At 72.3% G+C, this 22,077-nt stretch carries 20 protein-coding genes; 11 read left to right on the top strand and 9 right to left on the bottom strand.

Translation table 11 applies throughout. The annotated features are described in order from the left end of the window. Window positions 1-17: 17 nt before the first annotated feature. Together OG440_RS04620 and OG440_RS04615 are read left to right on the top strand one after the other, a co-directional pair. Complete coding sequence (locus OG440_RS04620) at window positions 18-2,114, top strand: SpoIIE family protein phosphatase (protein WP_406005539.1); 2,097 nt, start codon at window positions 18-20, stop codon at window positions 2,112-2,114. A 40-nt stretch (window positions 2,115-2,154) separates the two neighbouring features. After that, entirely contained in the window at window positions 2,155-3,018 is an 864-nt protein-coding gene (locus OG440_RS04615; RefSeq protein WP_406005538.1) for an Fpg/Nei family DNA glycosylase, read from the top strand. Between the two features lie 57 nt (window positions 3,019-3,075). On the opposite strand, the gene OG440_RS04610 is transcribed toward OG440_RS04615, so the two are convergent. From OG440_RS04610 to OG440_RS04600, 3 genes are all read right to left on the bottom strand, one after another. Next, window positions 3,076-3,735, bottom strand: a complete 660-nt coding sequence (locus tag OG440_RS04610; RefSeq protein WP_406005537.1) for a zf-HC2 domain-containing protein — start codon at window positions 3,733-3,735, stop codon at window positions 3,076-3,078. 141 nt (window positions 3,736-3,876) lie between these two features. Further along, on the bottom strand, window positions 3,877-4,392 hold the full coding sequence (locus tag OG440_RS04605) for a hypothetical protein (protein WP_406005536.1): 516 nt from the start codon (window positions 4,390-4,392) through the stop codon (window positions 3,877-3,879). Between the two features lie 156 nt (window positions 4,393-4,548). Continuing rightward, window positions 4,549-5,097: a sigma-70 family RNA polymerase sigma factor gene (locus tag OG440_RS04600; protein WP_406005535.1), complete on the bottom strand. Its 549-nt coding sequence runs from the start codon at window positions 5,095-5,097 to the stop codon at window positions 4,549-4,551. A gap of 222 nt (window positions 5,098-5,319) precedes the next feature. On the opposite strand from OG440_RS04600, the gene OG440_RS04595 reads away from it, so the two are divergent. Further along, the gene (locus OG440_RS04595) at window positions 5,320-6,471 is read left to right on the top strand and encodes a CapA family protein (RefSeq protein ID WP_406011251.1); all 1,152 of its coding nucleotides are present in this window, start codon (window positions 5,320-5,322) and stop codon (window positions 6,469-6,471) included. 32 nt (window positions 6,472-6,503) lie between these two features. Here the strand turns inward: OG440_RS04595 and OG440_RS04590 are convergent, their stop codons facing one another. Beyond that, window positions 6,504-6,977 (bottom strand): universal stress protein, encoded by a 474-nt coding sequence (locus OG440_RS04590; protein ID WP_406005534.1) that lies wholly within the window; start codon window positions 6,975-6,977, stop codon window positions 6,504-6,506. A gap of 88 nt (window positions 6,978-7,065) precedes the next feature. Between OG440_RS04590 and lysX the strand changes: the two genes are divergently transcribed. Both lysX and OG440_RS04580 read left to right on the top strand, forming a co-directional pair. Beyond that, on the top strand, window positions 7,066-10,338 hold the full coding sequence (gene lysX, locus OG440_RS04585) for a bifunctional lysylphosphatidylglycerol synthetase/lysine--tRNA ligase LysX (protein WP_406005533.1): 3,273 nt from the start codon (window positions 7,066-7,068) through the stop codon (window positions 10,336-10,338). Window positions 10,339-10,453: 115 nt separating this feature from the next. Continuing rightward, window positions 10,454-11,290 carry a polysaccharide deacetylase family protein gene (locus tag OG440_RS04580; RefSeq protein WP_406005532.1) on the top strand — a complete coding sequence of 279 codons (837 nt, stop codon included), beginning with the start codon at window positions 10,454-10,456 and terminating at the stop codon, window positions 11,288-11,290. Between the two features lie 32 nt (window positions 11,291-11,322). On the opposite strand, the gene OG440_RS04575 is transcribed toward OG440_RS04580, so the two are convergent. Then, a complete protein-coding gene (locus OG440_RS04575; protein ID WP_406005531.1) occupies window positions 11,323-11,991 on the bottom strand; it encodes a class F sortase in 669 nt (222 codons plus the stop codon). A 333-nt stretch (window positions 11,992-12,324) separates the two neighbouring features. Between OG440_RS04575 and OG440_RS04570 the strand changes: the two genes are divergently transcribed. Then, the gene (locus OG440_RS04570) at window positions 12,325-12,831 is read left to right on the top strand and encodes a hypothetical protein (protein WP_406005530.1); all 507 of its coding nucleotides are present in this window, start codon (window positions 12,325-12,327) and stop codon (window positions 12,829-12,831) included. Between the two features lie 111 nt (window positions 12,832-12,942). On the opposite strand, the gene OG440_RS04565 is transcribed toward OG440_RS04570, so the two are convergent. From OG440_RS04565 to OG440_RS04555, 3 genes are all read right to left on the bottom strand, one after another. Further along, window positions 12,943-13,479, bottom strand: coding sequence for a hypothetical protein (locus OG440_RS04565; protein ID WP_406005529.1), 537 nt, complete (start codon window positions 13,477-13,479; stop codon window positions 12,943-12,945). Window positions 13,480-13,703: 224 nt separating this feature from the next. Then, window positions 13,704-14,468: a hypothetical protein gene (locus tag OG440_RS04560; protein ID WP_406005528.1), complete on the bottom strand. Its 765-nt coding sequence runs from the start codon at window positions 14,466-14,468 to the stop codon at window positions 13,704-13,706. Between the two features lie 21 nt (window positions 14,469-14,489). Beyond that, window positions 14,490-15,122: a hypothetical protein gene (locus OG440_RS04555; RefSeq protein WP_406005527.1), complete on the bottom strand. Its 633-nt coding sequence runs from the start codon at window positions 15,120-15,122 to the stop codon at window positions 14,490-14,492. A 285-nt stretch (window positions 15,123-15,407) separates the two neighbouring features. Here OG440_RS04555 and OG440_RS04550 point away from each other — a divergent pair, with 285 nt between their 5' ends. From OG440_RS04550 to OG440_RS04535, 4 genes are all read left to right on the top strand, one after another. Continuing rightward, window positions 15,408-16,382, top strand: coding sequence for an SCO0930 family lipoprotein (locus OG440_RS04550; RefSeq protein WP_406005526.1), 975 nt, complete (start codon window positions 15,408-15,410; stop codon window positions 16,380-16,382). Between the two features lie 361 nt (window positions 16,383-16,743). Beyond that, window positions 16,744-17,556, top strand: coding sequence for an SAM-dependent methyltransferase (locus tag OG440_RS04545; RefSeq protein WP_406005525.1), 813 nt, complete (start codon window positions 16,744-16,746; stop codon window positions 17,554-17,556). Continuing rightward, window positions 17,553-19,688 (top strand): putative bifunctional diguanylate cyclase/phosphodiesterase, encoded by a 2,136-nt coding sequence (locus OG440_RS04540; RefSeq protein ID WP_406005524.1) that lies wholly within the window; start codon window positions 17,553-17,555, stop codon window positions 19,686-19,688. The genes OG440_RS04545 and OG440_RS04540 overlap by 4 nt, the downstream gene beginning before the upstream one ends. 200 nt (window positions 19,689-19,888) lie before the next feature. Then, window positions 19,889-20,221 (top strand): DUF4440 domain-containing protein, encoded by a 333-nt coding sequence (locus tag OG440_RS04535; RefSeq protein ID WP_406011250.1) that lies wholly within the window; start codon window positions 19,889-19,891, stop codon window positions 20,219-20,221. Here OG440_RS04535 and OG440_RS04530 read toward each other — a convergent pair. Then, on the bottom strand, window positions 20,218-21,063 hold the full coding sequence (locus OG440_RS04530; protein WP_406005523.1) for a LysR family transcriptional regulator: 846 nt from the start codon (window positions 21,061-21,063) through the stop codon (window positions 20,218-20,220). The genes OG440_RS04535 and OG440_RS04530 overlap by 4 nt on opposite strands. Window positions 21,064-21,186: 123 nt before the next feature. Between OG440_RS04530 and OG440_RS04525 the strand changes: the two genes are divergently transcribed. Next, window positions 21,187-22,077: an NAD(P)H-binding protein gene (locus tag OG440_RS04525; RefSeq protein ID WP_406005522.1), complete on the top strand. Its 891-nt coding sequence runs from the start codon at window positions 21,187-21,189 to the stop codon at window positions 22,075-22,077.

Below are 22,077 nucleotides of genomic sequence, written 5' to 3'. Positions count from 1 at the left end.
CCTGGCAAGGTGGCCACATGGTTGATCGGGGAGCGAGCTCTCCGTCCCTCCCGGACGACTGGCCCGCCCACCCGGATCCGATCCTGGCGCTCAACCGCATGGGCAGCTTCGACTGGGACCTGGACTCGGGGCAGTTCCACATGGACGCCCGGGCCCACGACATCTTCGACCTGCGGCCCGACGAGTACGACGGCAACCCCGCGTCCCTCGCAGTCCGGGTCCCGCCGGCCGAGGGAATCCGCCTGGACGAGCTCGTGTCCCAGGCCATCAAGGACGGCAGCGAGAACTACGGCGCCTACTTCCGGATGCGGCTGCGCGACGGCACCCTGCGCTGGACCCACACCCAGGGCTACATCCGCCGCGACGAGACGGGCCGGCCGCGTCGGATCGTCGGCATCGTGCGGGACGCGACCGAAGAACTCAGCGATCTCGCCGCCCGCAGCGACACGTCCGCCCTCGACGACGCGCGCCGCGAGCAGACCAACGTCGTCCAGCTCACCACGGCGGCCCTGGCACACGCCCGCACCGTGCACGACGTCATCGACGTCCTCAAGGACACCCACGGCCTCACCCACCTCGGCGCGACCAGCCTCGTCATGGGGCTGGTCGAGGCCGGCCGCATCCGGCTGATCGCCGAGGGGCCGGAGGGCAGCTTCGTGCCCGGCACGCTGGTCACCCGCCTCGACGAGCCCTACCCGATGAGCGAGGTCGTGCGCACCCTCACCCCGCGCTTCATCGAGTCACCGGAGGAGTTCGCCGGCGGCTACCCGGTGCTGTGGCCCCACCTCAGCGACCTGAGGATCACCTCGGCGGCCTATCTGCCGCTCATCGTGCAGGCCCGTCCGATCGGCGCGATGGGCCTGCTCTACAGCGACCGGCGGGGCTTCACGCAGGAGGACCGCAACATACTCGTCGCCCTCGGCAGCAGCATCGCGCAGAGCCTCCAGCGCGCGATGTTCTACGAGCAGGAGAAGGACATCGCGCAGGGCCTCCAGCAGGCCATGCTGCCGCGCACCATCCCCAGCGTGCACGGCGCCGACGTCGCCGTCCGCTACCGAGCCGCCACCATCGGCGGCTCCCAGGGCCGCGACATCGGCGGCGACTGGTACGACCTGATCCCGCTGCCCGGGGGTACGCCCTCCGGGGGAGGCCGGGTCGGCGCGGTCATCGGCGACGTCCAGGGCCACGACACACACGCCGCCGCCGTCATGGGCCAGCTGCGCATCGTCCTGAAGGCCTACGCGGCCGAGGGGCACACGCCGGCGACCGTGATGGCCCGCGCCTCGGTCTTCCTGCACGAGCTCGACACCGACCGCTTCGCCACCTGTCTGTACGCGGAGGTCGACCTCACCACGGGGGTCGTCCAGGTGGTCCGCGCCGGGCACATCGACCCCCTGTTGCGCGGCCTCGACGGGACTTGCCGGCGCGTCCCGGTGCCGGGCGGGCTGCCGCTCGGTCTGTCCGCCGAGTTCGGCAGCCTCGACTACCCGGTCGGCACCGTGGAGCTCGACCCCGGCCACACCCTGCTGCTGTGCACCGACGGGCTGGTCGAACAGCCCGGCACGGACCTCGACGACGGCATGCGGGCCCTCACCGCCCTCATCGCCGCGGGCCCCGACGACGTCCGGAAACTGGCCGACCGGCTCATCGAGGTCGCCGAGGAACGCGGCGGGGACGACGACGTCGCCCTGCTCCTGCTGCGCCGGCGCGGCCCCGACAGCCCCCAGGCCGGGAACCGGCTCCAGCAGCATGTGGCCCCCGGCGACCCGGAGGCCCTCCGAGAGGCCCGGCACATGATCCGCACGGCCGTCCGCACCTGGGGCGCCGAGGACCGCTCCGACGAGATCGAACTGGTCGCCGACGAGCTGATCACCAACGCGCTCATGCACACCGAGGGCGCGGCGATCGTCACCCTGCGGGTCCTCACCGGCACCGACCACCGGTTGCGCGTCGAGGTGGAGGACTCCTCCAGCGCCCTTCCGCGTCGCCGGGAGGCGGGCGAGTCGGGGGTCTCCGGGCGGGGCCTGCTGCTGGTGGAGCTGCTCACCGACGCCTGGGGGGTGGAGGCGCGGGGCGGCGGCAAGTGCGTGTGGTGCGAGTTCGTGGTGCCGTGACGGAGCTGAGCACTTTCGCCGCGGATGGCACTCTGGACGTATGCCGGAACTGCCCGAGGTCGAAGCACTGAAGGACTTCCTGACCGACCATCTCGTCGGCCACGAGATCGTCCGTGTGCTGCCCGTCGCGATCAGTGTGCTGAAGACGTATGACCCGCCCGTCACCGCCCTCGAGGGCCGGGAGGTCACCGCCGTGCGCCGGCACGGCAAGTTCCTCGACCTGGCGACCGGTGACGGCCCGCACCTCGTCACGCACCTCGCCCGCGCGGGCTGGCTGCACTGGAAGGACAGGCTTCCGGACGGCCTGCCCCGCCCCGGCAAGGGACCCCTGGCCCTGCGGGTCGCCCTGGAGACGGGGGCGGGCTTCGACCTGACGGAGGCCGGTACCCAGAAGCGGCTCGCGGTCCATGTAGTCCAGGACCCGGAGCAGGTTCCCGGAGTCGCCCGGCTCGGCCCCGACCCGCTCGCCGCCGACTTCGACGAGGCCCGCCTCGCCGCGCTCCTCGCGGGTGAGCGGCGCCGGCTCAAGGGCGCCCTGCGCGACCAGAGCCTGATCGCGGGCGTCGGCAACGCCTACAGCGACGAGATCCTGCACGTGGCGCGGATGTCCCCGTTCAAACTGGCGGCGACCCTCACCCCGGAGGAGACCCACACCCTCTACGAGGCCCTGCGCACCACGCTCACGGAGGCCGTCGAGCGCTCGCGGGGCGTGGCGGCGGGACGACTGAAGGCTGAGAAGAAGAGCGGTCTGCGCGTCCACGGCCGCACCGGTGAATCCTGCCCGGTCTGCGGCGACACCATCAAGGAGGTGTCCTTCAGCGACTCCTCGCTCCAGTACTGCCCCACCTGTCAGACGGGCGGCAGACCACTGGCGGACCGGAGGATGTCCCGGCTGCTGAAGTAGCCGGCCCCCGAGCCCGTCAGCCGGTGTGAAGTGACCTGAACTCACTCCGTGCCGGCGTCAGTGGGAGTCGAGCGTCACCAGGTGCTCCCCGGCGGACGTGCGCAGCTCGTAGCGGGCGATCTCGTCGGGGTGCCAGGCCGCGGCGCCCTGCATGGTGTTGGGGCGGGCGTCGTGCTTGGGGACGTTCCAGCTGGTGACCGTCTGCTCGGAGCCGTCGAGGCCGATGGCGATCAGCCGGCAGGAGCGGGGGCCCGCCCCGTCCTTGACCTCGAGCTCCACATGGCTGCCCCACGCCTCGTTCTCGGTGGTGACCTGTGCCCACACCCCGGACTTCTCGTCCGTCGCGGTGACCCGTACGGCGCTCTCGCCGCCGTCGCCGCCGCCCGCCGTCATCGCGATCACGGGACCGGCCAGGGCGATCACCACCGAGGCGGCCACGGCGTACAGCACCCGCCGGCGTACGGCCCGGTGCCGGACCGCGACCTCGGCGAGCAGCCGGTCCAGCAGCTGCGGGCCGGGCCCGGCGAAGGGGTGCACGGCGCGCGGGGTGGCGCGCCGGTAGAGCATCATCTGCCGTGCGGTGGGGCCGAATTCGGTGACCTGCGCCGCACACTGAGGACACTCCATGAGGTGGTCCTCGAAGCGGAAGGCTTCCGCTTCGTCCAGCACGCCGAGCGCGTACGCGCCGACGTCGCGATGCCTTTCCAGGGACCTCATGCCGAAACCTCGTGCCGTTGAGTGCCAGTGGGGTTACTCCTTGCTCCCACCGGTACGCACTCGGCCGACGAATCACTCAAGCCACGTACCGAATCGTGACCCAGATGTTCGGAGCCGACGGGCCCCCGGATTGGTGCGAATCTAAAAAAGATGGATCGCCAGGTGGCCGAGGGGCAGTCCGAGCTGCCAGGCGGGTGTCCAGACCTCGGGTCCCTCGTCCTCGCCGACCACCGGCGCACCGCCGGGAACCGCGTTGAGATCGGGAGCGAGCAGCTCCGTCTCCTCCAGCCAGCGCCAGGCCGCGGCCGCCAGGTCGAGATCGGGAGCCGGTCCGTCCGACTCGGCCGCCTCGGCCCTCAGTTGAGACATACGTTCGTCGACCCAGTCCTGCCAGGGCTGGTCGTACGCCGTGAGCGAAAGCCAGGTCTCCAGTTGGGTGACCACCCGGATGCCGGGCAGTTCGCCGTCGGTGTCGGACAGGAAGATGGTGAGCGCCAGGGCGTCGCGCCCGGCGCGGAACTCGAAGGACGTCGGCGGCATCAGATCGCCGGTCCGCAGCAGTTCGTCGGCGATGTACTCGGCGTACAACCAGGCCATGGGGACGGTGAGTTCACCGCCGCCGGTGCCGTCCGTGCTCTGGTGACCTCTGTGCAGCATCCCTTCCTGCCTTCCTCCGGTGCTTGCGCTCGCCCGTTGCCGGGACGCTGGGGACCCGGTCACCGGGCCCCATCCGGAACACGGATAAGGACACCCGATTACTCAAAGGGGGTCCTCGGCAAGGCGCTTTACGGAGGCTTGACCCAGTCGTGGGTTTCAGTGCAGGTCGGCCGCGTATCCCGGAAGCACCCGGCGCAGGGCGCGCAGCGCGTAGTACGCGCGGGACTTCACGGTACCGGGCGGAATTCCGAGGGCCGCGGCGGCCTCCGCCACACTGGCCCCCTGGAAATACACGAGCACCAGTACTTCACGGTGCTCCGGAGTGAGTGTCTTCACAGCCTCGCGTACGTCGAGGGTGGCGGCGGCCCGCTCGGCGTGGTCGGCGCAGACGGGCGCGTTCTCCAGCACCGCGTCCCCGACCTCGGCGGGTCGCGCCTGCCGGGCCCGCCGTGCGTCGATCGCGAGCCGTCGGCCGACGGTGAGCAGCCAGGGCCGTACGGAGTCGAAGGCGTCGGCGCGCAGGGCCTCGGGGTGCTGCCAGGCGCGTACCAGGGTCTCCTGGACGAGGTCTTCGGCGCGTTGGCGGTCGCCGTCGCACAGCCTCAGCAGCAGCGCGAAGAGCGGCCGGCCGTGCTCGCGCTGGAGTGCGGCGAGCTCGTGCTCGGCGGTCGTCGTCCGGGCGTTGAGGAGGGTTGCGGCGGTCATGGGCGTATGGCACCGCAGTGGGCCGGTTCGGGACAGGGCACGCACACGGATCTGCGGCGGACGGTCGATCGCGTCGACGAACGGTTCGACGAACGGTCCGGGCTACGCCGATCGCGGGCATCGGCCCTGGACGAAGGGAGTGCCGGGGCGGACGACGGCCCCCGATGGATTAGTACTGATACATGCGTAAATATGACAAAGCATGGGAAGTGGGGTGAACCGGTGATCGCCCGCAGACACCAGGTGGCCCTGGCCCTGACGGCCCTTCTCACCTCGGCCGCCGCCTGCCAGGCCCGGGACCACGGGCCGACCGAGCGGCCCGGCCGCCCGGCGCCGGCCGCCGCCCGCGGCTTCACGCTCGTCGCCTCCGGCGACATCCTCCCGCACACCACCGTCATCGACCGCGCCCGCTTCGACGCCGGGGGCGCCGGCTACGACTTCCGTCCGATGCTCGCCGGCATCAAACCCGTCGTCTCCGGCGCCGATCTGGCGCTGTGTCACATGGAGACCGTGTACGGCGCGAACGGCGTCTACACCGGCTACCCGGACTTCAGGTCCCCGCCGGAGATCGCCCAGGCGGTCGCCGCCACCGGCTACGACGGCTGCTCCACCGCCTCCAACCACAGCCTCGACGATGGCGCCCCCGGCGTGCGGCGCACCCTCGACGCGCTCGACGCCGCCGGCGTACGGCACGCGGGCACCGCCCGCACCGAGGCCGAGGGCAACTCGGTCACGCTCCTGCGCGCGGGCCCGGCGAAGGTGGCCCACCTCGCCTACACCTACGACACCAACGGGCACCCCGTCCCGCAGGGTCAGCCCTGGACCGTCAACCTCCTCGACGAGAACCGGATCCTCGCCGACGCCAAGGCCGCCCGGAAGGCGGGCGCCGACGTGGTCGTCGTCTCCGTGCACTGGGGCACCGAATGGCAGGACGCCCCGGACGACCGCCAGCTCACCCTCGCCCGTACCCTCACCGCCTCCCGCACGGCCGGCCGCCCCGACATCGACCTGATCCTCGGGACGCACGCCCACGTCCCCCAGGCCTACGAGAAGGTCAACGGCACCTGGGTCGTCTACGGGCTCGGCGACCAGATCGCGGGCGAGATGTTCAACCACCAGGGCGTCCAGGACGCGCGCGGCAACCAGTCCACCGTCGCCCGTTTCACCTTCGCCCCGCCCGCCCGGCCCGGCGCCCGCTGGGAGGTGCGCAAGGCCGAGTTCGTGCCGCAGCTGTTCGACATCGACGCCGGCCGGGTCGTCGACCTCGACAAGGCCCTCGCCCAGGGGGCGGACGTCGAGGGGGTACGCGACCGGATCAGACAGGTCGTGCTCGGCCGGGGCGCGGCCAAGGACGGACTGGTGACGGGGGAGTGAGCCGCGGGTAGGCGCTCACCGGGTGGCCGGGGTCACGGCACCACCGTCACCGGCCACCGTCCTGCCTTCACCAGCCGCACCGCGACGGACCCCACGATCCGATGGCCGGCCTGTTCGGAGGCGCCCACCACCACCGCGTCCGCCTTGAGCTGGTCCGCCGCCTTCACCAGGCCGCCGTAGGGGTCGCCGAGGAAGGTGTGGAACTCCCAGCGCACGTCGAATATCCCCCGGGTGCGCTCGGTGGCCTCCCGGATCTGTGCGACCAGGTCCCGGGCGATCTCGTCGGTCGTCTCCGCGACCGGCACCCCGAGCGCCGCACCCGCCGCCAGCACCGGCTGCACGTACACCACCGCGAGCAGCGCGTGCTGCCGGCGGGCCAGGCCGCCGGCGTAGGCCGCGGCCCGGAGCGAGGGTTCGGAGCCGTCCACCCCGACGAGGATGACCTTGGGTCCGTCCGTGCCCCGCTCGAACCGGTGCGCGGGCTGCTGCGAGTGCTGTTCCGTCACGGGCCAGAGGCTATCGGAAGCCCCAGGTCCGGCCGGTGCGCGGGCCGCTCGACGGGCGGTCCGGCCCGGGTGTTCCTACAGTCGGAACATGAGTGCCACCGTGCGGACCGCCACGGCCGAGGACACCCCGGGCCGGGCACGGCGGCCCGCCGGCCGCTTCCTCGGCCGGGTGCCCGAAGGCTTCGCCGCCTTCTTCGGCGCCCTCGGCCTGCTCTGCGTCCTGCTGGCCCTGATCCCGCCGCTGCGCCCCCTGCTGCGCCCGGTCGTCCGCTTCCTGGACCTGCTGATCGTCCCGGTCAGCGCCAACCTGGCCTACGCGGTCTTCCTCTTCCTGCTGGCCGCCGCCACCGCCGCCCGCAAGAAGGTCGCCTGGTGGCTGGTCGTCGTCTACCTCGGCCTGCTCGTCCTCACCGATCTCCTCGGCGTGGCCGTGGGCCTGTACGGGCAGTCCGTCCCCTCCCTGGTGGTGTGCGCGCTCGCGCTTGTCCTCTTGGTCGTCGCCCGCGGCGAGTTCTACGCCGCCTCCCGCCGCGCGGCGGTCCGGCGGGCGCTCGCCGTGCTGCTCGTCGGGCTGGTCCTGGCGATCCTCGTGGGCTGGGGCCTGGTGGAACTGTTCCCGGGCACCCTGCCGGAGAGCCAGCGCTTCGGCTGGGCCGCCAACCGCGTCCTCGGCGGCCTGGTCTCCACCCGCTCCTTCGACGGCCGCCCGCCCCGCCCCCTCTTCTTCCTCCTCGGCCTCTTCGGGGCCCTCGCCCTCCTGAACGCCGCCGCCACCCTGTTCCGCTCGCAGCGGCTGGAAGCGGCCCTGCACGGCGACGACGAATCCCGCGTCCGGGCCCTGCTCAAGGCCTACGGCGAGCAGGACTCCCTTGGCTACTTCGCCACCCGGCGCGACAAGGCCGTCGTCTTCTCACCCAGCGGCAAGGCCGCCGTCACCTACCGCGTCGAGGCCGGGGTCTGCCTCGCCAGCGGTGACCCGGTCGGCGACCGGGAGGCCTGGCCGCACGCCATCGCCGCCTGGCTGGACGCCGCCCGCCTGCACGCCTGGGCGCCCGCGGTCATGGGCGCCTCCGAGGACGGCGCCAAGGCCTTCGCCCGCGCCGGCCTCGGCGCCCTCCAGCTCGGCGACGAGGCGATCCTGCCGGTCGCCTCCTTCGAACTCGGCGGCCGCGAGATGCGGGTCACCCGGCAGGCCGTGAACCGGGTGCGGCGCACCGGCGCCGGCTGCCGGGTCCGCCGCCACCGCGCCCTCACCGACCAGGAGATGGAGGAGATCCTGCGCCGCGCCGACGCCTGGCGCGACACCGAGACCGAACGCGGCTTCTCCATGGCCCTGGACCGCCTCGGCGACCCCGCCGACGGCGACTGCCTCCTCGTGGAGGCACTGGACGCCGACGGCCGGCTCCTCGCCCTGCTCTCCTTCGTCCCCTGGGGCCGGGACGGCATCTCCCTGGACCTCATGCGCCGCGACCGCTCCGCACCCAACGGCGTCATGGAGTTCATGGTCGCCGAGCTGTGCGCCGCCGCTCCGAAGCTCGGCGTGCGCCGGATCTCCCTCAACTTCGCCGTCTTCCGCTCGGCCTTCGAGGAGGGCGCCCGCATCGGCGCCGGACCGGTCCTGCGGCTGTGGCGCCGGCTGCTGCTGTTCTTCTCCAAGTGGTGGCAGCTGGAGGCCCTCTACCGCTCCAACGCCAAGTACCGCCCCGAGTGGTACCCCCGCTTCCTCTGCTACGCCGACGCCGGCTCCCTCGCCCGGGTGGGCCTCGCCTCCGGGATCGCCGAGGGCTTCGTCTCCGTACCGTCGCTGCGCAAGCTCTGGGGCAACCGGAATGCGAAGGGCGCGCCGCGCCCCGTCACCACCGAGGGCCTGCCGCCGACGGCGGTACCCGGCCCCGGCCCCGACTTGGAGGCCGAGGCAGAGGACACCGGTCCGGACGCCGGGCTGCCCGAACAGGTCCGTGTCCGGCACCGCACGCTCGACCGGCTGCGCGCCGAGGGGATCGACCCCTATCCGGTCGGCGTCCCGCCGCGCACCCACACCCTCGCCGACATCCGCCCGGGGGAGACGGTCACCGTCGCCGGCCGGATCATGCGCGTACGCGACTTCGGCGGCATCGTCTTCGTGACGCTGCGCGACTGGTCGGGCGACCACCAACTCGCCCTCACCGAGGAAGCGCTCGGCTCCTTCAGGCCCGATACCGACCTCGGCGACCACATCGTCCTCACGGGCACCGCCGGAACGAGCGACAAGGGCGAGCCCACCGTGTTCGTCGCCTCCTGGCAGCTCACCGCCAAGTGCCTGCGCCCCCTGCCCGACAAGCGACGCGGACTCACCGACCCCGAGGCCAAGGTCCGCATGCGCTACCTCGACCTGGTCGCGAGCCCCGCCGCCCGCGATGTCGTCCGTGCCCGGTCCCACGCCGTACAGGCCCTGCGCCAAGGGCTGTTGGAGCGCGGCTACCTCGAGGTCGAGACCCCGATGCTCCAGCGGATCCACGGCGGCGCCAACGCCCGCCCCTTCACCACCCACATCAACGCCTACGACCTCGACCTCTATCTGCGCATCGCCCCCGAGCTGTACCTCAAGCGGCTCTGCGTCGGCGGCCTGGAGAAGGTCTTCGAGATGGGCCGTACCTTCCGCAACGAGGGCGTCTCCTACAAGCACAACCCCGAGTTCACGATGCTGGAGGCCTACCAGGCGTACGCCGACTACGACGTGATGCTCGACCTGGTGCGCGAGCTGATCCAGGGCGCGGCCACGGCCGCCTTCGGCTCGCCGGTCGCCCGCAAGGACGGACGGGAGTACGACATCTCGGGGGAGTGGCCGGTGCGCACGGTCCACGGTGCGATCTCCGAGGCGCTCGGCGAGCAGATCGACGCCGACACCCCTCTGGCGGTCCTGAAGCGGCACTGCGACCGCGCCGGAGTGCCGTACACCCCGGACGACGGCACGGGCGACGTCGTCCTGGAGATGTACGAACGCCTGGTCGAGGAGAAGACGCGACTCCCGACCTTCTACAAGGACTTCCCCACCGACGTCTCCCCGCTCACCCGGCAGCACCGCGTCGACCCGCGGCTCGCCGAGCGCTGGGACCTCGTCGCCTTCGGCACCGAACTGGGCACCGCTTACTCCGAGTTGACCGACCCGGTCGAACAACGCCGGCGCCTCGCCGAGCAGTCCCTGCTCGCCGCGGGCGGAGACCCCGAGGCGATGGAGCTCGACGAGGACTTCCTCGACGCCCTCGAGTACGCGATGCCGCCGAGCGGCGGTCTCGGCATCGGCGTCGACCGCCTGGTCATGTTCCTCACCGGCCTCACGATCCGCGAGACCCTGCCGTTCCCGCTGGTACGACACCGCTGATCCGGGTCACTTCAACTGTTCGGACCGATCGGGACTGCGCCGGCCGGGTGGAATCATGCCGCCGGTCCGGTGTCGTCGTGGTGCGTCGGGTGCCGCCCGGGCGACTGATGACTGCATGAAGAAGGATCAGTTGTTCACGCGCCGCCGGGCGTTGCTCGCCGGCGCCGCCGCCGTCGGAGCGGCCGGCACGGCCGGAGTGTTCCTGTGGGGCGAGGACGGGCCGCCGCGGGCCGCCACCCCCGCCGCGGGCGCCCCGGCACAGAGCCTGCCACTGAAGCCCTCCGCCTACCGACTCCAGCCGCTGACCGGCTACGGACCCCCGCGCACCGCCCCCGGCCGCACCCCGGTGCGCCACGAACCGCTGCTGAGGATGACCGGCCGCGGCCGCACCATGGTGCTGACCTTCGACGACGGACCCGACCCCCGCTACACGCCCGGCATCCTCGACACGCTGGCCCACTACGACGTGCGCGCGATGTTCTTCGTGTGCGGGGAGATGGCCTCCTACAACCAGGATCTGCTGGGACGGATGGCCGACGAGGGCCACATCGTCGGCAACCACACCTGGTCCCACCCCCTGCTGACCGGCCTCACCCGCCGTCAGATCCACTCCGAGATGTCCCGCACCAGCGACGTCATCGAGGAGGGCTACGGTGAGCGGCCCCGCTGGTTCCGCGCCCCCTACGGAGCCTGGAACCGGGCCGCCTTCCAGTTCGGCGCCGAACTGGGCATGGAGCCGCTCGCCTGGACGGTCGACACCCTCGACTGGACCGCCCCCGGCACCGGGACCATCGTCGAGCGGGTGGAGAAGGGTGCCGCCCCCGGCGTGGTGGTGCTCTCACACGACGCCGGGGGCGACCGCTCGCAGAGCGTGCGGGCGCTGCGCACCTATCTGCCGCAGCTGCTGGACTCCGGCTACCACATCACCGTCCCGCACCGGCAGTACACCTGACACCGGCCCCCGCCCGCCCGGCCGGGAACCGCTCAGCGGACCTCGGCCAGGCGGGCGAAGGCGACGACGTTCCCGTCGTATCCGTTCGCCTTGGAAAAGCCGCCGCCACAGGTGATGACCCGCAATTCGGGGGATCCCTTGGAGGCGTAGACACGGTCGCCGGGGAAATTGTTCTTCTCGAAGACCTCGATGCCGTAGATCTCGAAGACCGCCGTCTTGCCGTCCGCCCGCGACACCTCGACGCGATTTCCCTTCTTCAGGGCACCGAGACCGTAGAAGACGGCGGGTCCCAGCTTGTTGTCGACATGACCGACGACGACCGCGGTCCCCTTCTCGCCGGGCGAGACGCCACCGGTGAACCAGCCGGCCAGATTCGGGTCCTCCGGCGGCGGCGCGCCGACCCAGCCGTCCGCGTCCAGGCCGACCGAGGTGACCGGCGCGTCCACCCGGATGGCGGGGATCCGGACCCGGTCCGGCACGGCGTACGGCAGCGGGGCGGGGGTCCGGCCGAAGGCACCGGCGACACGGCCGTCGGCGGCCGCCGCCGAGGCGGGCTGCGGCGGGCCGATGTCGAACTCCCCCGACCCGTTCCGGATGAGCGCGAGACCGGTCAGCAGAACAAGCGCTATCACGCCCCATGGCGCGCGCTTTCGCCGCCGCTCCTCTTCTTCCGCCACCTCGGACAGCTCGTACGCAGACATTCGCCATCCCCTTTCGACGCGGCCGTCACCGCGTCCCTTCGCGCATACGAGAACGCTAAGTCCCCGGACGGGAACCGGCGACGGGGCGGCGGCGAACGGGTGGCCCCCACGTCTTTCCGTGCGCCATCCGAGTTGCCGACGCCAGGAATTTTCTGACGGTCCGTGACCTGCGGCAATATCCGATTGTGTGCATTTCACTCGGCGTGTCCTCTCACCAGGACGGACCATTCCCGAAATGCGGGCGCGTGCACGGCATCTGAGGGTCATTTCGGGAGGTGCTTTCTCGCCGACATGCCGGGGACGGGCCCCGGGGCGCCTTCCGCGGAGGATCACATGCGCATCACTCGTGTTCTGGCGGCCTCGGTGGTCTCGGCCGCCGCGGTCGCCTCTCTCGGCGTCACCGCCCCGGCCGCCGTCGCGCGCGACGGCATGGGCGCCAACCCCAGCAACATCGTGGCCCTGCCCGCCGTCATCGCCCGGGGCGGCCAGATGACGGTCACCGTCGACGGCTGCCCCAGCGGCGGCACCATGACCTCGGCGGCGTTCCCGCAGGCCAACCTGACGCCGATCAACGGCGCCAACCAGACGGCCAAGGGCACGGCGACCATCAACGAGAACGCGCGGCCCGGCACCTACGACATCACCGTCAACTGCTCCGGGCGGACCCTGACCCGCCCGGCCGCCTTCACCGTCATCGGCGGTGTCCGCGGCGGTCTCGGCGGCAGCACCACCACGGGCGCCACCCCGACCGACATGGCCATCGGCGGCGGTCTCGTGGCGGCGGCCCTGGTCGGGGGCGGCCTGTTCTGGATGCGCCGCCGCGCCGAGCGCCGCGTCTGAGGTCCGCCCCGCAGGGGACCGCACGTCGCACGTGACGCAGGCCTTCGCCCCGGATCCGCTGGGATCCGGGGCGAAGGCCTGTGCGTGGCGCGGGTCGTCGGCGGTGAGCCGTCAGCCGGCGTCCTCGCCGGCGCGGCGCCGTGCGAACCAGTACGCGGCGCCGACCGAGCCCACGATGAGCGCGGCGCCCAGCCCGATCTCCTGGAGGTCGAACCCGGCGACGGTGCCGCCCTCACCGGCGTGCACGCCGCGCGGCACCGGATAGGGCGCCGGGGTGGGATCGAAGCGGCCGCCCGCGATCGTCAACTCCTTGACGGCGCTGATGCCGCCGCAGGCGAACGTCACCCGGTACGTTGCGCCGGCCCTGGCGTCCCGGTCGACCGCGACCACCGCGGACGAGGATCCCCTGGGGATGACGACGGCGTCGAACACGCCGGAGGAGACCGTCACGGAGCTTCGGCAGCCACTGGCGTTGCGGTCCACCTGAAGGGCGACCTGTCCGCCCGCGGCGATCGTCGAGGGCAGCACGCTGTAGCCGTTGGACATGACGTAGTGGTTGTCGTCGTCGCTCGCGACGGCCACCGGTGCGGAGAGGGTGAGGGCGGTGACGCCCAGCAGTGCGGCCGAAGCGACGCGTATCGCGCGCATGGTGGATCCTCCGGTCCCCGAGGAGCAGCCGCGGACCTTTGTCCGCTCGCGTGTCGAATGCACCTCGATGACCGAAACGCTAGGAACATGTGTGCGCCCCCGCGCGCGCAGTAGCGCGAATGGGGCAGGCGTGTGGGCCGCTCAGGGGACACCGTTCCCGCAATCGGGGGACGGCGGCGGCGTGGCGGCCGTCCCCCGTCGCGGGAGCGCCGGGTGAGCGGACGTCAGCCCGCGACGGCGGGGAACAGATGGAGGAACGGCTCCGCCGACGCCGTCACGCCCCGGCTGTAGGGCGCGTCGAAGTCCCAGATGAGGAAGAGCAGGAAGGCGATGAGCGCGGAGAACAGCCCGGCCAGTACCAGTTCGCGGAGCGTACGCCGGATCTGCAGCGCGAAGACCATGCCGATGGTGATGGCCGCCCCGGCCAGCAGCCCGAACCAGACCACGCCCGGCATGGTCGCCCCGGTCGACTCGGCGCGGGCGTTGCGTGCCTGGTCCGCGGCGGCCATCTGGTCGAGCAGCGGCTGGTAGGCCTGCGCCTGGAAGTCGGACGCCGGCTCGTAGTCGGTGACGTCCGTCCGGACCTGCCGGAGGAGTTCGTCGCCGCGCTTCGTCACCTCGCCGTCATCGGCCATCGACTTCCACTCGACGGTGACGACGTGTCCGACATAGGCGTTGACATCCTCCCGAATACGGTCACGGGCGTCGGCCGGGTAGACGCGTACCCGCTCCGAGATCTCGTGGAGCGCCTGCGCCTCCGCCTGGACGTGGTCCTGGGCGACACTGCGCGCCTCCCAGACGCCCGCGATGGCCAGGCCCAGGACGATGGCGTACACCACGCCGATCCACATCGTCATGTACTCGATGACGTCCGGGGTCTCGGAGGGGTCCTCGTCCTCGGGCGCCCTGCGGTGCCGTAGGAGGGTGATGGCGACCACCACCGCGCAGGCGGCGAGCATCGCGAGGGTGAGAACAAGCCATTCCGGCAAGAGATGCCTCCAGGGTCGGCGCTAGCGCGGCCGCAGCGCGGCGACGGCGATCACCGCGGGCACGGTGATGAGCAGGACGTAGGTGACCGGCGACTGACCCCCGCGGACCACCCGCTGCCGCGGCGAGGCGTGGTACGCCGGGTAGCTCACCGGGCTCGCGGACGGGCGTGGCGTGGGCGTGGGTTCGGGCTTCGGAACCGGTGCCGGCTCGGGGGCGGGAGCCGGCGGGGCGGGCCGGGGTGGCGGTGCCGCGGGCCGGGGCGGCGAGGGCCGGGGAGGTGCGGGGCGCGGCTCGGGCGCCGGCGGCCTGGGCGCGGGAGGCGGTGGCGGTGGGGGTGGGGGTTTCGGGGTCGGGGTCGGCTTCGGGGTGGGGCTCGGCTTCGGCTCGGGTGGTGGCTTCGGCTTCGGCGGGGTGGGGGTCGGGGTGGGCGTCGGTGTCGGCGTCGGTTCCGGGCACACCGGCGGAGTGGGCCAGGAGTGGGAGTGACTCCCCGCGACCGCCACCGCCTCGGTGCCGTCCGGGCCGGTCGAGGCGTACGCGCACGCGTCGGCCGCGGCCACCCCGGCCGGGGCGGCCGCGAGGATCCAGGCCGCGGTCACCAGGGCCAGGGTCCTGGTGACGAGGGCGGATCGGGTCGGTTCGGGTCCATGCACGACCGAGATCATGCGGCGTCTCGCAGCGGCACACGCCCACGCCGGGTGGGGATTGCCCCGAACGGGGGAAGTCCGCGCCAACAGGTTTGCCGGGCGGTGCGTTCGCGCATGCGGCAGGCCGTGCGCGTGTGCGATCCGGGCGGCCGGTCACGGCCGCTGTCACAGGTCGCGGAAAGAATTTTGTGCCGTGTTTGAACACAACGACCGTCACCATGCGTACTCAGTACCGTGCGGTGGCGCAGCAGGGCGCCGCAACACCTTGTGACGATCGGGGAGTTGTTGACGATGAAGACCACCTGGCGGAGCGCCTCACTTGCGGCGAGTGCTGTGGCCGTGCTGGCGCTGACGACGGCGTGCGGTTCTGAGAGCGGCACGTCGTCGAGCCAGAACGTCGGGGCCACGGCTCCGGCCGGTGGCATCGCGGGTGTCGGTGTGGGCACCGGCGTCGGCAGCGGCGTCGGCTCCACCGCGAGCGCCGGCGCGGCCGGAGGGACGGACGCGCAGGGCGCCGGCGAGCTGGCCATCGCCGCGAACGGCAACCTCGGCAAGATCCTCACCGACGGTACCGGCAAGACTCTCTACCGCTTCGACGCGGACACCGCCGAACCCCCGAAGTCGAACTGTGACGGCGACTGCGCGACCGCCTGGCCGCCGGTCTCCGCCGATGACATCTCCGCAGGCGACGGCATCGACAAGTCGCTGCTCGGCGAGGTCACCCGGACCGACGGCACCAAGCAGCTGACGGTCGCCGGCTGGCCCGCCTACTACTACGCCAAGGACGCCAAGGCCGGCGACACCACCGGTCAGGGCGTGGGCAACAAGTGGTTCGCGCTCACCCCCGAGGGCAAGAAGGCCAAGGCCTCCGGATCCTCCTCCGAGTCCGGCACCGAGCTGGCCGGGCTGTCCGTCCGCAAGGACGCCAACCTCGGCGAGATCGTCGTCGACAAGAACGGCATGACGGTCTACCGCTTCCTGAAGGACAAGGCCTGGCCCGAGCCGGTGTCGAACTGCAACGGCGCCTGCCTCGAGAAGTGGCCGGCCGTCGCCCCCGTCGCGTTCAACGAGACCGAGGGCATCCAGGAGAAGGGCTACATGAACTTCACCCGGTCCGACGGCACCAAGCAGCAGACGATCAACTGCTCGCCGATCTACACCTTCTCCGGTGACAAGTCGCCCGGCGACATCAACGGCCAGGGCGTGGGCGGCACTTGGTACGCCGTCGCGCCGAACGGAAAGCTGGTCGGAGCGCCGGCGCAGTAAGGATCACCTCCCCAGGGCTGATCCCGCAGCTGCCCCATCGCGCACGACCGTTGGTCCGCCCCCTCCGCGCCGCACGGAGGGGGCGGACCGTTGTGCTTGTCCGTTCCGCCCGTCCGCGCTCTTGTCCGCCCGCCGCTTCCTGTGCGTAGACTTTCGCCGCCCTGCGAGGAGTTCCGGAACCTTCCGGAACTCTCCGGAACGACCCGGGCACCTCAAGCAGCCCCGCGGGGGGCGTCGATTCGGCACGTGCCGCAGGCAGTGACCGGGAACGGACGGTCAATTTCCGTTTCCACTCGCCCCTTTGGCGGGCGATCAGTAGCCTCAGCTCGAACACCGGATCGCCTACGCCTTGGAGAGATAGATGGAGCGACCCGCCTGGGCCCCTCGGAGCATCGACATCTCGGTGCCCAGCGTCTCGCGGATCTACGACCACTACCTGGGCGGCTCGCACAACTTCGAGGTCGACCGGCAGGCGGCCCGCAAGGCCATGGAGTTCATGCCGGGACTTCCGAAGATCAGCCAGGCGAACCGGGCGTTCATGCGCCGCGCCGTGCGGTACGCGGCCGACGAGGGTGTCACCCAGTTCCTCGACATCGGCTCCGGCATCCCCACCTTCGGCAACGTGCACGAGGTCGCCCAGGCGGTGAGCCCCGGGGCGCGCGTGGTCTACGTCGACCACGACCCGGTGGCCGTCGCGCACAGCCAGGCGGTGCTCGCCGGCAACACCGACGCCGATGTCGTGGCCGCCGATCTGCGCAAGCCGCGGGAGATCCTGGGCAGCCCGCAGGTGGAGCGACTGATCGACCTGGAGCGGCCGGTGGCGCTGCTGCTCGTCGCCGTGCTGCATTTCGTGGAGGACGCGGACGACCCGTTCGCGGCCGTGGCCGAACTCACCGCCGCGCTCGCCCCCGGCAGTCTGCTCCTGCTCACCCACGCCTCGTACGAGGGAATCCCACTGCCGCCGGAACGGGCCGGTGGCGCGTTGGACGTGTACAAGGACATCCGCAATCCGCTGATCATGCGCTCGCGTGACGAGATCGCGCGGTTCTTCGAGGGGTACGACATGGTGGAACCCGGACTGGTGCCGATGCCGCACTGGCGGCCGGACACGGCGCCGGAGGACGAGGACCCCTGGGCCCTCTCCGGTTTCGCCGGCGTGGGGCGTAGGGCGTGACCGCCGAGCCGGACGGGCCGGAGGACAGACTGCGGCGGTTCGCGACGATCTGGAGCCGGGCCGTGTTCCCGGTGACCTCGACGTCGCTGACCCGCACCGAACTGGAAGAACAATTCCTGCCGCTGGCCCGCCGGTTGCGCGAGGCACTGCTGGAGCGGGCCTTCGACGCCGGCACGGGCAAGGCGGTCGGCGCCGCCCTCGTCGACGCGCACTGCACCGACCCCGAGGCACTCAGCCGCTCCCTCGACTGTGTCGACGCCTATCTGGTGCTCTACTGCGGCGAGAACGGCCCCCAGGAGGATCTGCGCGCCCGCGCCTCCAGGCTCCAGCACGCCATGGCGGCCGGTTACGCGCAGGCCCTGCGCGAGCGCACGCTCGCCGAACAGGAGGCCATCGCGCAGGCCGCGTTGCGGGCCCAGGGTGTGGTCGCGCAGGCGCTGCACGCGAGCGAGGCCCGCTTCCGCGCGGTGTTCGAGGGCGCCGCGATAGGAATCGGCATCGCCGACCTGGAAGGCAACGTCCTCCAGGTCAACGGAGCGCTGCTGCGCATGTTCGGCGGCTCGGAGCAGACCCTGCGCAACCGCAGGGTCCAGGATCTGACCCACCCCGAGGACGCGCCCCAGACCTGGAAGCTGTACGACGAACTGGTCCGCGGCGAACGGGAGCACTACCACACGGAGAAGGCGTTCAGCCGCCCCGACGGAACCGCCCTGTGGACCAACCTGACGGTCTCCCTGCTGCGTGACGCGGACGGCGAACCGCAGTACTCGCTGGCCCTGATGGAGGACACCACCGAGCGTCGGCTGCTCAACCTCCGGCTGCGCTACGAGGCCACCCACGACGCGCTCACCGGTCTGCCCAACCGCACCCTGTTCTTCGAACGCCTGGAGAAGGCGCTCGGCGCCGGCGAGGGACAGCGCTTCGGGCTGTGCTACCTCGACCTGGACGGCTTCAAGACCATCAACGACAGTCTGGGACACGCGGCCGGCGACCGGCTGCTCGTCGAGGTCGCCGACCGGCTCCAGTCCTGCGCCACCGCGCCCGGTGAGATGGTCGCGCGCCTCGGCGGCGACGAGTTCGTGGCGCTGACCACCGGCCCCGACACCCGCGGCGAGGTCGACGAGTTGGCCGCGCGCATCATGAACGCCCTGATCGCGCCGGTGCGCATCGACGGCCGGGAGCTGACCGTGCGCGGCAGCATCGGCATCGTCGAGGGCCCCGCGGGGGAGCGCAGCGCGGCGGAGGTGCTGCGCAGCGCCGACATCACGATGTACCGGGCCAAGTCGGCGGGCGGCAACCGCTTCGAGCTCGCCGACCCGGAGGCCGACGCCCGCGCCATCACCCGCCACGGGCTGACCACCGCGCTCCCGGCGGCCCTCGACCGCGGCGAGTTCTTCATCGAGTACCAGCCGCTGGTCCACCTCGGCGACGGCAGTGTGCGCGGTGCGGAGGCGCTGGTGCGCTGGCTGCATCCGCAGCACGGGGTACTCGGCCCCGACCGGTTCATCCCGCTCGCCGAGCACACCGGGCTGATCGTGCCGCTGGGCCGCTGGGTCCTGGAGGAGTCGGTCCGCCAGGCCGGGGAGTGGCGGGACCGCAACGGCGACACGAATCCCCTCCGGATCAACGTCAACCTCTCCCCGTGCCAGCTCACCCATCCCGGTCTGGTGCAGGACACCGTCGACATCCTGGAACGCGCGGGTGTCGCGCCGGAGGCGCTGTGCCTGGAGGTGACGGAGTCCGCTCTGATCGGCGCCGACGACGACCTGCTCAAGCCGTTGCGCCGGCTCGCCGAGATGGGCGTCGACATCGCCCTCGACGACTTCGGCACCGGCTACTCCAACCTCGCCAACCTGCGGCGCCTCCCGGTGAGCGTGCTCAAGCTGGACCGTTCCTTCACCCAGGGCATGCAGCAGTTCCCGGCGGACCCCGTCGACCTCAAGATCGTCGAGGGGATCGTCTCGCTCGCCCACAGCCTGGATCTCGCGGTCACGGTGGAGGGCGTCGAGACCGGCGCGCAGGCCGAGCAGCTGCGGATACTGGGCTGCGACACGGCCCAGGGCTGGTACTACGCCCGCCCGGGCCCGCCGGACCGGCTGCACGATCTGGCCCTGGTGGACGCGACGGGCTGATCGGACAACTCGGTTGCGGGGGCACGTGGGTCACCCGCGAGGATGGCCGGGTGACCCACGAGAACGACGACGTGAACCACCACGCGACCGACGGCGTGAACCGGGACGCGACCGACGGCGTGGACGGCGGCGCGAACGACGGCCCCGGCGACTGCGCGGACGACGGCGTGGCCGAGGCGATCGCCGGGGAGCTGGCCCTCATGGACCCCGCCGTGCGCGCCTCCCGGGATCTCTTCGAGCGGCTGCTCGACCCCGAGTTCGTCGAGGTGGGCTCCTCGGGCCGCCGCTACACGTACGCGGACATGCTCGCCTGGCTGCCCGACCACCCGGGCAGCGCACAGGGCGGCCCCCGTTACGAGCCGTCGGCCATCACGGGCGTCGTCCTGGCGCCCGGCCTGGTGCACCTCACGTTCGAGACGCACTTCGACGGCCGACGCACCCGCCGCAGCTCGCTCTGGCGCAGGCGGAGCGGGGGGACGGGCTGGCGGATGTACTACCACCAGGCGACACCGGTACCGCGCGGGACGGTCTAGCCCGCCTCCCGTTCCCGGGCGTCCTCGGCCGCCGACACGACCGCTCGGACCAGCGCCGCCGTCGCCGTCGAGCGGGAGTGCTGGGGCCACGCCACGGCCAGGACGGCGGGGGGCGCGTCCAGGATCGGCCGGTAGACGACGCCCGGCCGGGGGTAGCGGTCGGCGACGGACGCGGGGAGCAGGGCGACGACGTCGCCCAGGCCCACCAGGGTGAGGAGTTGGGCGAGGTCCTGGCCCCTGCCGCGGGTCTCGTCGATGTAGCGCTGCACTCCGTCCGGGCGCAGCCCCAGGTCCGCGAGGTTCAACGCGGCCCGGGCGGCCAGCGGATGACTCACGGCGAGGGCGGCGACGCGCGGTTCGGCGGCCAGGTCCTCCGTGTCGAGGCCGGTGCGGTCGTACGGCTCGTAGACCAGGGCCACATCGGCCTCGCCCCGGGACAGCAGCCGGGTCTGTTCGTGCCACGCGCACAGCCGGATGGCGACCGGCAGCGCCGCGGGGTCGGTCGCGTACCGGGCGAGGGTCGCCTCCAGCAGCCCGCCGTCCCCGTCGGCCTTCACCGCCAGTGCCAGCTTCGGTTCGGGGGCCGCGGCCCGCCGGGCCCGTCGCCCCGCGGCCTCCAGCGCGGCGAGCGCGAACCGGGCCTCCGCCAGCAGGACCTCGCCCGCCGCCGTCAGCGCCACGCTGTGGGTGGTCCGTTCGAACAGGACGGCCCCGAGCTCCGTCTCCAGCCGGCGGATCGCCCGGGACAGTGGAGGCGGCGAGATGCCCAGCCGCTCGGCGGCGCGGGCGAAGTTGAGCTCCTCGGCGACGGCGACGAAGTAGCGCAGCGGGCGGGACTCCATGGGCGGCCCTCCGATCGGTATTGCCCTGAGGGTAACAACCGCGAGCCGATCGGTCCTTCAGTTCGCAGGCGCGAGGAAGCAGGCTCGACGCCGTACCGACCACCGCCATTTCTGGAGCAACTCATGATCGTCGTCACCACTCCGACCGGCCAGATCGGCCGCGAGGTCCTGGCCCGTCTGCTCGACGCCGGCAGCGCCGCGACTGCGGTCCGGGTGATTGTCCGCGACCCGTCCCGGCTCTCCCCGCAGACCCGTGGCCGTGTCGAGGTCGTCCAGGGTTCCCACGCGGACCCGGCCGTCCTGAAGGAGGCCTGCGCGGGCGCCGACCGCGTCTTCTGGCTGGTGCCCCCGACGCCCGGGGCCGACAGTGTCGAGGGCCACTTCCGCGCCTTCACCGAGCCGCTGTGCGAGGTGATCGAGGGTCAGGGCGTCGAGCGGGTCGTGGCCGTCTCGACCCTGGGCCGGGGCATCGCCGAGAACGCCGGGCTGATCTCGGCGAGCCTGGCCATGGACGAGGCGATCGCCGCCACCGGCGTGCACTACCGGGCGCTGTGCCCGCCGGCCCTGATGGAGAACCTGCTCCGCCAGGCGGTCTCGATCCGCGAGGACGGTGTGTGGTCCGAGGCGCTCGGGATCGACCGCGTGCTGCGCACCTGCGCCACCCGCGACGTCGCCGCCGAGGCGGCCCGGCTGCTGCTCGACGACTCCTGGACCGGATACGCCGACGTTCCGCTGGTGGGACCCGACGAGCTGACCCCCGAGGGCATGGCCCGCGTCGTCTCGGAGGTGCTGGACCGGCCCGTGCGGGTGCGGCAGATCACCGCCGCCGAACAGAAGGCGAGGCTGACGGGGTTCGGCGCAACGCAGGCCTGGGCGCAGGGTGTCGCCGACATGACGAACGCCCAGAACGCCCAGGGCTTCTACGGCGCCGGTCAACCCAGCACCCCCGACACCGCCCCCACGAGTTTCCGCCGGTGGTGCGAGGAGGTGCTGAAGCCGGCCGTTCGAGGCTAG

The sequence above is a fragment of the Streptomyces sp. NBC_00637 genome (assembly GCF_045161545.1).
GTDB lineage: Bacteria > Actinomycetota > Actinomycetes > Streptomycetales > Streptomycetaceae > Streptomyces.
The sequence above is the reverse complement of the archived record's forward strand: the minus strand, read 5'-3'. Positions and strand labels throughout refer to the sequence as shown.

What these genes read in the sequence shown, in the direction of transcription:
- OG440_RS04530 (WP_406005523.1), bottom strand. Translation starts at nt 21,063, where the DNA reads ATGGAGTCCCGCCCGCTGCGCTACTTCGTCGCCGTCGCCGAGGAGCTC.
- OG440_RS04575 (WP_406005531.1), bottom strand. Translation starts at nt 11,991, where the DNA reads ATGTCTGCGTACGAGCTGTCCGAGGTGGCGGAAGAAGAGGAGCGGCGG.
- OG440_RS04535 (WP_406011250.1), top strand. Translation starts at nt 19,889, where the DNA reads ATGGACCCCGCCGTGCGCGCCTCCCGGGATCTCTTCGAGCGGCTGCTC.
- OG440_RS04605 (WP_406005536.1), bottom strand. Translation starts at nt 4,392, where the DNA reads ATGCTGCACAGAGGTCACCAGAGCACGGACGGCACCGGCGGCGGTGAA.
- OG440_RS04600 (WP_406005535.1), bottom strand. Translation starts at nt 5,097, where the DNA reads ATGACCGCCGCAACCCTCCTCAACGCCCGGACGACGACCGCCGAGCAC.
- OG440_RS04525 (WP_406005522.1), top strand. Translation starts at nt 21,187, where the DNA reads ATGATCGTCGTCACCACTCCGACCGGCCAGATCGGCCGCGAGGTCCTG.
- lysX (WP_406005533.1), top strand. Translation starts at nt 7,066, where the DNA reads ATGAGTGCCACCGTGCGGACCGCCACGGCCGAGGACACCCCGGGCCGG.
- OG440_RS04565 (WP_406005529.1), bottom strand. Translation starts at nt 13,479, where the DNA reads ATGCGCGCGATACGCGTCGCTTCGGCCGCACTGCTGGGCGTCACCGCC.
- OG440_RS04610 (WP_406005537.1), bottom strand. Translation starts at nt 3,735, where the DNA reads ATGAGGTCCCTGGAAAGGCATCGCGACGTCGGCGCGTACGCGCTCGGC.
- OG440_RS04615 (WP_406005538.1), top strand. Translation starts at nt 2,155, where the DNA reads ATGCCGGAACTGCCCGAGGTCGAAGCACTGAAGGACTTCCTGACCGAC.
- OG440_RS04580 (WP_406005532.1), top strand. Translation starts at nt 10,454, where the DNA reads ATGAAGAAGGATCAGTTGTTCACGCGCCGCCGGGCGTTGCTCGCCGGC.
- OG440_RS04550 (WP_406005526.1), top strand. Translation starts at nt 15,408, where the DNA reads ATGAAGACCACCTGGCGGAGCGCCTCACTTGCGGCGAGTGCTGTGGCC.
- OG440_RS04620 (WP_406005539.1), top strand. Translation starts at nt 18, where the DNA reads ATGGTTGATCGGGGAGCGAGCTCTCCGTCCCTCCCGGACGACTGGCCC.
- OG440_RS04570 (WP_406005530.1), top strand. Translation starts at nt 12,325, where the DNA reads ATGCGCATCACTCGTGTTCTGGCGGCCTCGGTGGTCTCGGCCGCCGCG.
- OG440_RS04545 (WP_406005525.1), top strand. Translation starts at nt 16,744, where the DNA reads ATGGAGCGACCCGCCTGGGCCCCTCGGAGCATCGACATCTCGGTGCCC.